Source organism: Kitasatospora sp. NPDC085895 (assembly GCF_040702125.1).
Taxonomy (GTDB): Bacteria; Actinomycetota; Actinomycetes; order Streptomycetales; family Streptomycetaceae; genus Kitasatospora; species Kitasatospora arboriphila.
The window spans coordinates 175,433-186,739 of record NZ_JBFBJY010000007.1 but is presented as its reverse complement, the minus strand read 5'-3'; the positions used below and the strand labels follow the sequence as shown (position 1 = coordinate 186,739).

Here is an 11,307-nt window from a genome sequence, read left to right as displayed (position 1 = left end):
TTCGAAGCCGAACCGTTGCCGGCCGGTACTGCTCAAAGGCCGCGGTGGCGTGGGCCGTCGGGTGTGTGGATGCGGGCGCCGAGGGTGTCGTTCGGGTCGAGGTGCACCGGTGCGGTGAACCGGGCTTCGGCCGCCTCGGGGCCGCGGCGGCGCAGCAGGTCGACCTAGCAGTGCAGGATGCGGTGGGCGGGCCGGTTGTCGAGCTCGCTGTGGAGCAGGACGTCGCGACCACCAGGACGGACCGCCCGCCTGCGGCAGCCCCGCCAGGGCGTCACCGCGGGCCGTCGTGGCGGGCGCTGGCGCGCCAGTCGGCGACCCGGACCAGGGTTTCCAGGAAGGCGAGCCGGAACGGGCCGAGGTCGGGGTCGTCGCGCAGAGCCAGTGCCTGTTCGGTCCAGGCCGCCGGGAAGGTGGCGATGTGCAGGGTCCGGGCGGGGAAGTGTTCGCCGGTGTCCAGGGTGACGGGCGGGGTGCGGTCCCCCTCCGCGACGCCGAGCAGCAGCGGTGCCTCCTCGCCGCGCGGGCGCACGGTGATCCGGACGTGGCCGTGGTGCGCGGCGGCCAGGTAGGTGACGAGCGGGTGGTGGCCGTCGTGCCGGAGCATGAGCGCGCTGACGAGCTCGTGCCGGAAGTAGGGGCGCGGCGAGCGGTGGGGCGGTAGCGGGTGGGCGCCGTTCTTGGACTTGGCGAGCAGGCCGCCCGGCGGGTCGGTCCGGCCGGCGCGCAGCTTCTCCTGGAAGGCGTCGTGGCACTTGCCGAGGTCGTGGTACCGGGCCGCTCGGATGACGGACTCGTACAGTTCGGTGGGGAGTTCGGGGAGCGCGGCGAGCAGCAGGCGTGCCTCGTCCGCGGTCTCCTGGAGATGCCGGTCGAGGCTGACCCAGGAGGTGCAGCCGTGGGCGGGCCGTTCGAGAGCGGCGGCTTCGGGCGGCACCGGGACCGGGCTCGCCGGGGTCCAGCCCTGGTCGGGGAGGTAGCCGCCGGTGCGGGAGTCCAGGAGGAGGCGGCCGCCGGGTTGCAGGTCCGAGGGCCGTGCGGGGCGCCACCGGCCGTCCAGCGCGTCGCGCAGCCAGGCCCGGCCGGCGGGCAGGTGGCGGAGTTCGCCGAGCGGCACCGGGCAGAGCTCGGCACTCGACGGGTCGGGCTCGTCCTCGGCGGGCCCGGTGGACTCGGCGTGCGTGCCGGGCGTGCCTGGCGTGCCGGGCTCCCAGGCGCGCCAGGCAACCAGCGCCGGGAGCGCGGCGAGGTCGGACGGCTCGCAGATCCAGCGGTCGGCGGTGGCGGCCGCGGTGCCGCTGTCGGGGGCGGAGTCGAAGAGGGACAGGAGGTCCTCGCGGCCCGGTCCCGGCGGCGGGAGCGGCTCCTCGACGCGGGCTGCCAGCAGCTCGGCGGGGGTGACGGCCCGGCCCTCGTGGGCGGTCAGCCAGCGTGCGGTGGCCGCGTCGCCGCCCTCCGGGGGCGTGCACCACAGCAGGTCGCCCTCGGGGTGCTCGCCGTGGCGGTTGCAGCGGCCTGCGCGCTGCACGAGCGAGGCCCACGGTGCCAGTTCGGTGACCAGGGTGCGGCTGGAGAGGTCGAGCCCGGCCTCCACGGCCGGGGTGGCGACGACGACGAGGTCACGCGACTTTTCGGTGGCGGCGAGCAGGACGCGGCGGCGGTCGGACGCGCGGAAGTACGGATGCAACAGGAGTACCTCGAGGCCCGTGGCGGTCAGCCCGGCGTGCACGGCCCGGGCCCGCTCCAGGGAGTTGAGCACCACGACGGTTCGGGTGCCGGGCACGTGCGCGGCGGTGACGACCTCGGTGAGGGCGGCCGGGTAGCGCTCGGGCGCGAGGTCGAGGCGTGTGATCCGCCGACGCGTCTCGGGACCGTCCGGGACGTGCATCGCCTCGCCGAGGTCGGCCGGAGCCCGGGTGGACGACATCCACATCGTCCTGGTCGCCGCGGAAGTCCCCAACTTCTCGCGCAGCCGCTGGAGTTGAATGCCGGTGGACAGGCCGGGGCCGAGCAGGTGCAGCTCGTCGAAGACCCACTGGGTGTCGGTGTGCAGCAGACCGTACGAGACCGGCGCCATCGTCCGCGTGTCCGCGTAGCCGCGCATGAGTGCCCGGCTGAGCACCATGTCGTGGGTGCCGATCAGGATCGCGGTCCGCTCGGGCCTGCGCCGCCAGGCGCCCTCCTGCGCCGCGGCACCCGCGAGGAGGTGAAGCCCCACCTCGCCGGTCAGGTCGAGGCGTTCCAGCCACCGCCCGACGCGGGCGAAGGTCTGGTCGGCGACGCACTGCCGGGGCAGGACGAGGACCAGCCGGCGCGGGGTGCCCCCGTCCTCGCCCGCCAGACGACGGTGCAGCCAGGGCAGGACCGCGGCGACGGTCTTGCCGGCGCCGGTGGGGGCCTGGAGGAGGGCGGGCAGGCCGTCGGCGGCCAGCTTCGACTGGTAGGGGTAGGGGGTGTAGCCGGTCGCGGTGCGTGTGAAGGTCTCGAACTCGGCCGTCATGCACTCAACTTATCGAGGTCGTCGCGGGTTGGGAGCCATCGGTGGCACACAAGGGCGGCTGTTGCGAAGGCGAGGAAGGGATCGGAGGCGACCATGCTGGCGTGGGCCACCCTGCACGGCTTCGTCAGCCTGGAGACGTACGGTCACTTCGCCGCGCTCGACCAGTAGTCGCGGGCCGGCTGTTCGCCGTCCAGGCGGGCGTCGCCGCGCGCACCGCCGGGCTCGCGCCGGCCGCCGTCACGCCGCGCGCAGCGCGGTGACGGTCCGGGCGCGGGCGGCGCGGGTGGCCGGCAGCAGCGCGCCGAGTGCGGCGATCAGCAGGCCGCCAGCGCCGAGCAGAGCGAGGAGGTTCGGCGGGTAGACGTCCAGGGCCGCGGCGGGGAAGGTCAGCCCCGCTCCGCGAGCCATCGCCGGTGCGGTGACCGGGTGTAGCGCCACGCCCGCGAGCAGCCCGGCGGCTCCGCCGAGGACACCGCCGGGGACGACCGAGGCGAGCACCGTCGCCAGGGTCTGGCGGGGCGTCATACCGAGCGCCTTGGCGGTGCCGATCTCCCGGACGCGCTCGTGGGTATCGAGGGCGATGGTGTTGAGCACCCCGAGCCGGCCACCGCGACCAGCATCAGGGTGAGCAGGGCGGTGAGGGCGTTCAGTGCGGCGATCACATCACTGGAGCCGCCCGGCCGGCCGCTTTCGACGGCGACCCCGAGCGGCGCGAGCTCCGTGCGCAGCCCGTCCAGATGGCGGGCCGCGTCGACGCCCCACCGGACGGCCGCGTAGTAGGTGGTTGCCGGGACGTCGGGCAGGGCCGCGGCGTCGGTGAGCACCTCGTCGGCCTCGGTGTGCGGGGCGAAGACCTCGCCGACGATCCGGACGGGGACGGTACGGCCGTGGTCCTCCAGGCGCACGGTGTCCCCGACCTTCGCACCGGCGTCGGTCAGGAAGGTGGATGGCGCGACCGCCTCGCCGGGCCCCCGGAACCACCGTCCGGAGACCATCCGGTAGCCGGCCGCCGAGGCGTTCCCCTGAAGGTGATCACCCGGGTGCTGCCGGCCACGCCGGGCACGGTCAGCTCGGCCTGCGCGACGCCGTACGAGGTCCCGTTTTCGGCGCGGCCGCCGATGGCCCGCTCGACGGCCGCGGCCAGGGCGGCGCGGTCGGCGGACGCCCCGGTGGACGACGTGGCGGACGGGCCGGCGGACGCGGCGGGGCGGGCCGCCGCGCCCGGCGGGGGCAGGAGCCGTACGGCCACATCGGCGCGGTCATGGTTCTTGGCCTGCTGCACCCACGTGGTGGTGGCGGCGATGCCCACCGCGAAGGTGGTCGCGGCGGTGCCGAAGACGATGGCCGCGAGCATGCCGGCGGCACCGGGCGCTGCGGGCAGGTGCAGGACGGCGCCCAGGTCGTGGACCGGCCCGGCCCGGTCGACGGAGAGCACGACCTGCTCGGGGCCGGTCGGCCAGTGGCCGCCGAGCAGCGTGAGACGGTCCACCGGGCCGCCGGGGTCGGCGCGGCCGACCACCCGCAGCGGTGGCAGTGAGACGCCGGCCGGGAGGCCGAGCTCCGGTCCGGCCTGCGGGTCGACGGTCGCGGTGCGGAACGGCCCGGCCGCCGCGGTGGCGCCCGGGGCGCGGGTGGTCGCGTCGAGCTGCGCGGCGTCCACCCGGGCCGGGTCGAAGTCCGTGGTCAGATGGGCACCGCGCCGGTCGGCGAACGCCCGCTCGAACGGCCCGTCGGAGGCCACCAGGAGCGAGCCGCCGAGGACCGAGGCCGTCACCGCGATCAGGGTGGCCAGCAGGACCACCACCGTCTGGACCCTTAGGCGGCGCACGCCCGCGCGCACCACCCGCCCGACCCCGCTCATCGGACGGCCTCCGTCCGCTCGTCGGCGGCGATCCGGCCGTCCACCAGGGTGACCGTGCGGCTCGCGCAGGCCCGGGCCATCGCCAGGTCGTGGGTGACGGTGACGATGGTCTGGCCGTCCGCGTGCAGGTCCGTGATCAGGCGCTTCACCTCCTCGCCCGCGGCGGAGTCCAGGGCACCGGTCGGCTCGTCGGCGAGCAGCAGCGCCGGACGGTTCATCAGGGCCCGGGCCACCGCCACCCGCTGGCGCTCCCCGCCGGAGAGCCGGGCCGGGTGGGGCACCCGCGTGCCGGGCGATCCCGAGCACGTCGAGCAGCTCCGCCGCCCGCCGGCACGCCCCGGCCCGGTCGACGCCCGCCAACTCGGCTAGGAGCAGGACGTTCTCCACCACTGTCAGGTCGTCCAGCAGATTGAAGAACTGGAACACCATGCCGACCTCGGCCCGGCGGTAGCGGGCCGCACCGGCCTCGTTCAGCAGGTCGACCCGGACGCCGTCCACGGTGACGGCCTGCCGGGAGTGCAGGGCCGCGCTGCGCACCTTCGGCCCCGACGTCCAGGGCAGCCGGTCGGGCCGGCAGCGGCTCAGGCGTGATTCGGCCAACAGCACGGTTCCGCCGGATGATCCACCCATTGCGCGACCAGTTGGACACGTCGTGATCGAACCGCGACGGGCGGCCCGCATGGCGGACCGCCCGTTGCCGTTGCTGCGGATGGGTACCCGTCAGCCGATGGCGGCGAGAACCTCGTTCGCCGCCCGGGCGCCCTCGACGGCGCCGCCGTTCATGTAGCCCTGGAAGTCGTACGAGGTGTGCTCGCCGGCGAAGTGCAGGTTGCCCTGTGCGGTGCCCTCGTAGCCCGCGTAGGTGGTCAGGTAGCCCACCGGCCAGTACGAGTAGGCGCCGTACGAGTACGGGTTGAGGTGCCAGGCGGACAGCGTGGCCTTGCCGTTCCAGGCGGCCTTGGTGCCCGGCCAGATCGAGTCGATCTGGCTGAGGTAGTTGTCCACCAGGTTGCGGGTGTACGCGGTGGACGCGGTGGTGAACGCCGACGGCGGGGTGAGGCCACGGGCGAGGCTGCCGCCGCCGTACTGGACCAGGATGCCGTTGCTGCCGGCCTGGCCGCGGGTGACGTCCCAGGCCTGCTGGTACGGAAGGTCGGCGAAGCACTCGCCGTCGGAGACGCCCGGCCAGACGCCGGTGCCGGACCAGGAGTTCCGGTTGGTGAACTGCATGTTGAGCTTGGTGCAGGCGCCCATCCGCATGTGGGCGAGGACGCCCTTCATCATCTGGTCGAGCCCGGCCTTCGACAGGCCGACGTGGCTCTGCAGGATCGGCAGCGGGACGGCCAGGATGGTGTGGTCGGAGACCACCGTCTTGGTGCCGCCGCCGTCCAGGGCGAAGGTGAGGGTCTGGCTGCCGTCGGCGTTCTTCACCACGGCCTGCAGGGTGTGTCCCATCTGCACCGTGCTGGTCGGCAGAGCCGCGGCGATGGCGCGCGGGACCTGGTCGTTGCCGCCGGTGATGTGCCAGCGCTCGTCGGAGCCGCCCCAGATGGAGAGGTTGCCCGGGCTGGACTGCCAGGAGAGCATCACCAGCATCGCGTACGAGGACTGCGTGGTGGTGTCCGCGCCGTACTCGACCGCGTAGGCGCAGTCCAGCAGGGCGCCGAGGTCACTGCCGAAGCCGCCCGGCACCCGGGAGTTGATCCAGTCGCGGATCGACATGTTGTCGAGGGCGACCGAGGCGGCGTTGTGGCTGTTCCAGGTGGGCGCCGAGCCTCCGGCCTGGATGTCGGTCTTGATCGACTGCCAGATCTGCTTGAAGTCGTCGTCGACCTGGTCCTTCGGGTAGTAGTGCCCGTTGAAGTGGAAGATGCCCTCGGCGCCGGGCGGCAGGTCGGCGGCGACGTCGGTCAGGCCGAGGCCGAAGCGCTGGCAGAGGTCCTTGATGGCGTGGTGGCCGGTGTCGACCAGTTCGCCGCCCCATTCGGAGACCTGGCCCTGGTTCCACAGGCCCGGGCTGGAGGGGCTGCCGCCGGAGTACATCCGGCCGCCGATCCGGGTCGGGTCGGCCTCGTAGACGGTGGCGGCGACGCCCTTGTCGGCGAGGGTGAGGGCGGCGTTCAGGCCGGAGATGCCGGCGCCGATGATGGCGATCCGCGGTGAGCCGACGACCTTCGGGGTGGTGACGGGTGCCGCGTGCGCCTTGGCGCCGCCGGACAGCGCCGCGGCGCCGGTCAGGCCGATGCCGAGGGCGGCGGCCCGGCCGAGCAGCGCGCGGCGGGAGACGCCGTCCGGCTCGGCGCGGGCCTCGTCACGGAGGCCGCGGTACTCGTCGGCCGGCAGTTGCAGCCGGTCGGCGACCGCCTGGTCGGCCAGTAGGGTGCGGATCAGCCGGGCTTGGTGGGTGCGTGCCATGTGGGGGACAGCCTTTCCGTTCTCGGTGGGGGTCAGACTGCGAAACGGGGGGTCGGACTGCGGGGAGGTGGCCTTGGGGGGCGAGGGTCGGACCGCGGTGGGTCAGACTGCGGCCGGCGCGGGCTCCTCGTCCTCGCGCTCCTGGGCGTTCTCGACGACGAGACGGCCCATCACCTCGTACTTCTCGGGGCTCCTGGCCTTCATCCAGAGCCCGAGGGCGATGCCGCCGAGGAACACCGCGGCGACGATCCACGGGATGAACCTGAAGAAGAGGATCTTGGAGGCGGCGCCGGCGGCGGTGTCCAGGTTCATCACCAGCAGCACGATCGCGGCGATCATGCCGAGGCCGCCGAGCAGCGGCGCGGTGAAGGTGCGGAACCAGTGCTGCGACTCGGGGTGGTTGCGCCGGAAGTACGCGATCACCGCGAAGGAGCAGAGGGTCTGCACCACCAGCAGGGCGAGCGTGCCGAGGATCGCGGTGAGGGTGTAGAGGCCGACGTACGGGTCCTGGCCGGTCACCCAGAAGGCCACGATGATCGCCAGCGCGATGCCGGTCTGGATGAAGGAGGCGATGTACGGGGAGCCGTGCCTGGCGTGCGTGCGCCCGAGGGCCGGGTGCAGGAAGCCCTCGCGGCCGATCGCGTACAGGTAGCGGGAGGCGCACTGGTGGAAGGCCATGCCGCAGGCGAAGGCGCTGGTCACCATCAGCCACTGGAAGGCGGTGACCGCCCAGTGGCCCAGGTACTGCTGGGCGGGGGCGAGGAACAGGTCGAGCGGGCTCGAACCAGTGGCGATGTCGAGGGACTTGGCCGGGCCGTTGCCGCTCAGCACCATCCAGGAGACGAAGGTGTAGAGCACGCCGAGCAGGACCACCGCGAGCAGGGTGGCGCGCGGGATGATCCGCTTCGGGTTGCGGGACTCCTCGCCGTACATCGCGGTCGACTCGAAGCCGATCCACGACCAGAAGCAGAAGAACAGGCCGACACCGGCGTTGATCCCGGCGAAGGCACCGGTGGGGTTGAGCGAGGACGGATGAAGACCGTCCGGACCGCCGCCGTTCGCCAGCACCGAGCCGGCCAGCAGGATCAGCATCAGCACCTCTCCGACCAGGAAGACGCCGAGGATCTTCGACGCCACCTCCAGGTCGAAGTACGACAGGATCGCGGTGATCGCCAGCATCGCCAGCGCGAACACCTGCCAGGGCAGGTCCACGCCGAACTGCGACTCCACGGCCTGCTGGCCGAAGTACGCGAAGATGCCGACGATCGAGGCCTCGAACACCACGTAGGCGAGGATCGCGAGCAGGCCGGACGCCATGCCGACCACCCGGCCCAGGCCGTGCGAGACGTAGCCGTAGAAGGCGCCGGCGGTGGTGATGTGCCGGGCCATCGCCACGTAGCCGATGGTGAAGACGGTCAGCACCAGGGTGACGAAGAGGAAGCCGGCCGGCGCGTGGACGCCGTTGCCGCCGCCGACGATGACCGGCAGGTTGCCGGTCATCGCGGTGATCGGTGCGGCTGTCGCCAGCGCCATGAAGATCACGCCGGTCAGTCCGACGGAGTTCGCCTTGAGGCGTTGGACGGTCGGTGGGTCCTGGACGGCGGTGGACTGCTCGACGGCGGACACGGGCAACTCCCTAGGGGCGGAACGTGCGGGGGCGGCGCGAGAAGGCTCCGCAGCGCGCGGAGTCGGCCCAGTGTGCGGTGCGTCATGCCATTGGCGGGATGCGCATCGTGTAGCGGGGACCGTTAAAGGATTGACGACATGTCACGCCCCGGCCCACCGGCGTCGTCCGCCCCGTTGACCCCACGTGGTCCAGACCTCATGCTGTGATCCGCCCGGGGGTCGTCCCGTCCGTCTGGAGGCGTTGCATGCGCGTTCCGTCCAACAAGCTCCGCACGATCGTCGGCACCACCGCGCTGCTGGGCGCGGCACTCGTACCCGTCGGACCGCCGGCCGCGGCCGCCGCGGGAACCCCGCTCCAGGTGTACGGCGCCTGGCACTGCAGCGACGACGCCTGTATCTGGGGCACCGTCCGCGACATGGCCGAATTCGACGCGAAGAACCACTGGCTGATCGACCGCGGCGACGGCCGCCCCTCGGTCAACCTGGCCGTGCTCTCCTTCGTCCACCCGCTCAAGCTGCTGAACGGCACCACCGACGCCACCACCCTGGACGGTGTCCCGCGCGGCATGGACCAGGCCGTGATCGACTGGTTCAAGAGCCACGGCGCGCGGGTGATGCTCTCCGTCGGCGGCATCACCTACACCGACGCCTGGGACCAGGCCCTCGCCCAGAACGCCACCCTGCTCGGTCAACGCGCCGCCGCCCTGGCCGGCCGGCTCGGTGTCGGCATCGAGATCGACTACGAGCAGAACAACGGCCCGAACCTCACCGGTCTGCAGGCCTTCGTCGACGCCTACCGGGCCGCCCACCCGTACGACGCCACCGGCGCGGACCCCGCCGCCAGGCTCACCGTCGACACCGCCGCCGGCGACCGCTGGCTGATCGGCATCAACCAGTACGCCACCGCCAACTGGCTGCGGACCGACAAGCCGGTGCTCGACTACGCCAACGCGATGGTGCCCGCCCGGCAGCCGTCCGCCTCCGGTGCGATCGCCAACTGGCAGGAGCACCTGGACGGCAAGCCCACCTACAACCCGCCCGTACCGCCGCTCGCCCCCGCCAAGTTCACCGGCAGCCTGTACATCGCCGAGGGGTCGAAGGTCCGGCCGGAGTGCAACGACTTCTCGGCCTCGCTGCAGAGTTCCACCGGCAGCTGGCTGCAGAGCGCCGCCCCCAACGGCGCCGGCAGCAGCAGCGGACTGCTCGGCTACATGTTCTGGGCGGCCGAGACGCCCTCCACCCGCGGGGTCACCACCCAGCCGCCGAACAGCTGCGAACGCGGCGTCGGAGCGGGCGCCACCGCGTACTCGGTCCCGATCCCGATGCCGGCCCTGCGGCAGAACTGACCCCGGGAGGGGCAAGGCGGCCCCGCCCGACCCGGGGTGCGCCTCAGCCCTTCGGGGCGGTCCCTTCGTCCAGGCCGCCGTCCGCCTCGCCCGAGGCGGGCGCCGCCGGGGACTCTGCTGCAGGCTCCGCCGGGGGCTGCCCGGCGGGTTCCTCCCCCGGACTGCTCGGTGGGGTCCGCCGGGGACTCCTCGATGGGGTCCGCCGGGGACCGCTCGGTGGGCTGCTCGGTGGCGGCGGGCTCCGCCGGGCCGGCGGGCTGCGCGTCGACCGGCTGGATCTCCCGGGTCCTACCCGGCCGCACCCACGACCTGACCGCCGGAAGTCCACGAGGCTCGGGAGCGGGCCCGCCACCAGCACTCCTCCCAGCGCATCCCGGTCGAACCCGCCCTTGCCGACCACAAGCGATGGAAGGGCCTGACTCGCTGGACCCACCGCCGCGACACGCTCCCGGACACCTACCTCGCCATCGCCGGACTGGTCTCCGACCGTACCGCCACCGCCTGAACAAGGCCCCAGCTCAGGCCGGCGCATCCCGGCGCAATCACGCACCAGCTCGTAACCGCAACACCCCCTTCATGACCTGGAACCTGATGCACCTCGCCTCGCCCGGATGTTCAAGGACGCCGGTCGCATCCCCGCCCACGGCAACCAGCGCTCCGAGTGGGAGGCCGGCTGCCGTTTCGACTTCGAGAACCCCGAACACCGCTGACCCCGGCGCCGGGCTGCCGGCGACGCGCGGCCGCCGGGGGCGGGGAGTGGGCTCAGGGAGTGCGGGTGTCGCTCTTCAGCGCCAGGTCGACGCAGAGGGCCGTCGCGACGACCAGGGTGCGCAGTGGATCGGCGAGCGGCCGCATGATGCGCAGGACGTAGTGGTCGGCCCGGGTGAAGGTCACCCGGGCCACGCCCTCCCAGGTCTTGGTGATGTGGGCGATCTCCGTGCCGGCCAGGTCCAGAACGGAGATCTCGTCGCCGCGCAGGCTGCTGTCCCGCACCGTGCCGATCTTGTGCTCGGTGGTGTGGATGTCGAACGCCGGTCGCAGGCCCTTCCCCTGGAGGGCGATCCGTCCGACCGGCGTGCCGTCGGGGCGGGTGACGGACACCTCGGGCCGGAGGAAGTGAGCAGCCTTCTCCAGGACGAGTGCGGGGGTGCCGTCGGCGTCGCGGACTTCGACCGTGCGGCGCAGCTCGCTCGCGAGGGCGGGGGACAGCAGCCGCGCGGCCCTGTTCAGCACGTGGTGGCCGGTCTCGACGGCCCTCCCCACCTCTGTGCCGTCGCGGTCGAACACCGTGTACTCGGCGGTCAGTTCGATGAGCTTCGGCTTCTCGTTGAAGACCAGGACCGACTCGCTGAACAGACTGCCACCGCCGGGCGCTGCCGACTCGCCCGGCTCGATCCCGGCGGCGAACCGCACCTGGCGTCGTATGCGCCTGCGGTCCCTGTCATCGGCGTCATCTCGCATGCTGCAGAGCGTAGTCCGGGGCGGAACAGGATCGAACGGTCGGGACGGAACGGATCCGGTGCCGCGCCGGCGGCCCGGGGTGCGAGAGCGCGGGTCCACTC

Annotated in this window: 8 protein-coding genes and 2 pseudogenes; 2 read left to right on the top strand and 8 right to left on the bottom strand. The window is 73.2% G+C overall.

What is annotated here, in order from left to right:
* Positions 1-271: 271 nt before the first annotated feature.
* The 7 genes and pseudogenes from AB0442_RS07130 to AB0442_RS07100 form a co-directional block, all read right to left on the bottom strand.
* Complete coding sequence (locus tag AB0442_RS07130) at positions 272-2,497, bottom strand: CRISPR-associated endonuclease Cas3'' (RefSeq protein WP_366161208.1); 2,226 nt, start codon at positions 2,495-2,497, stop codon at positions 272-274.
* Between the two features lie 237 nt (positions 2,498-2,734).
* On the bottom strand, positions 2,735-3,091 hold the full coding sequence (locus AB0442_RS07125; protein WP_366161207.1) for an FtsX-like permease family protein: 357 nt from the start codon (positions 3,089-3,091) through the stop codon (positions 2,735-2,737).
* On the bottom strand, positions 3,019-3,402 hold the full coding sequence (locus tag AB0442_RS07120; protein ID WP_366161206.1) for a hypothetical protein: 384 nt from the start codon (positions 3,400-3,402) through the stop codon (positions 3,019-3,021). The genes AB0442_RS07125 and AB0442_RS07120 overlap by 73 nt, the downstream gene beginning before the upstream one ends.
* Positions 3,403-3,431: 29 nt before the next feature.
* The gene (locus AB0442_RS07115) at positions 3,432-4,358 is read right to left on the bottom strand and encodes a hypothetical protein (RefSeq protein WP_366161204.1); all 927 of its coding nucleotides are present in this window, start codon (positions 4,356-4,358) and stop codon (positions 3,432-3,434) included.
* A pseudogene (locus AB0442_RS07110) lies at positions 4,355-4,862 on the bottom strand (ATP-binding cassette domain-containing protein); the annotation flags it as partial. The pseudogene AB0442_RS07110 and the gene AB0442_RS07115, both read right to left, overlap by 4 nt.
* Before the next feature lie 216 nt (positions 4,863-5,078).
* Positions 5,079-6,773, bottom strand: coding sequence for an FAD-dependent oxidoreductase (locus AB0442_RS07105; protein WP_366161202.1), 1,695 nt, complete (start codon positions 6,771-6,773; stop codon positions 5,079-5,081).
* A 102-nt stretch (positions 6,774-6,875) separates the two neighbouring features.
* Entirely contained in the window at positions 6,876-8,306 is a 1,431-nt protein-coding gene (locus AB0442_RS07100) for an APC family permease (RefSeq protein WP_366161216.1), read from the bottom strand.
* Between the two features lie 338 nt (positions 8,307-8,644).
* Between AB0442_RS07100 and AB0442_RS07095 the strand changes: the two genes are divergently transcribed.
* Positions 8,645-9,745: a hypothetical protein gene (locus tag AB0442_RS07095; protein WP_366161201.1), complete on the top strand. Its 1,101-nt coding sequence runs from the start codon at positions 8,645-8,647 to the stop codon at positions 9,743-9,745.
* A 558-nt stretch (positions 9,746-10,303) separates the two neighbouring features.
* Positions 10,304-10,455, top strand: a pseudogene (locus tag AB0442_RS07090) (flavodoxin family protein); the annotation flags it as partial.
* A 52-nt stretch (positions 10,456-10,507) separates the two neighbouring features.
* On the opposite strand, the gene AB0442_RS07085 reads toward AB0442_RS07090, so the two are convergent.
* Positions 10,508-11,206, bottom strand: a complete 699-nt coding sequence (locus tag AB0442_RS07085) for a phospholipid scramblase-related protein (protein ID WP_366161199.1) — start codon at positions 11,204-11,206, stop codon at positions 10,508-10,510.
* Positions 11,207-11,307 lie beyond the last annotated feature (101 nt).

Coding starts and splice junctions, on each gene's coding strand:
- AB0442_RS07130 (WP_366161208.1), bottom strand. CDS start 2,497: ATGACGGCCGAGTTCGAGACCTTCACACGCACCGCGACCGGCTACACC.
- AB0442_RS07115 (WP_366161204.1), bottom strand. CDS start 4,358: ATGAGCGGGGTCGGGCGGGTGGTGCGCGCGGGCGTGCGCCGCCTAAGG.
- AB0442_RS07105 (WP_366161202.1), bottom strand. CDS start 6,773: ATGGCACGCACCCACCAAGCCCGGCTGATCCGCACCCTACTGGCCGAC.
- AB0442_RS07100 (WP_366161216.1), bottom strand. CDS start 8,306: ATGGCGCTGGCGACAGCCGCACCGATCACCGCGATGACCGGCAACCTG.
- AB0442_RS07095 (WP_366161201.1), top strand. CDS start 8,645: ATGCGCGTTCCGTCCAACAAGCTCCGCACGATCGTCGGCACCACCGCG.
- AB0442_RS07085 (WP_366161199.1), bottom strand. CDS start 11,206: ATGCGAGATGACGCCGATGACAGGGACCGCAGGCGCATACGACGCCAG.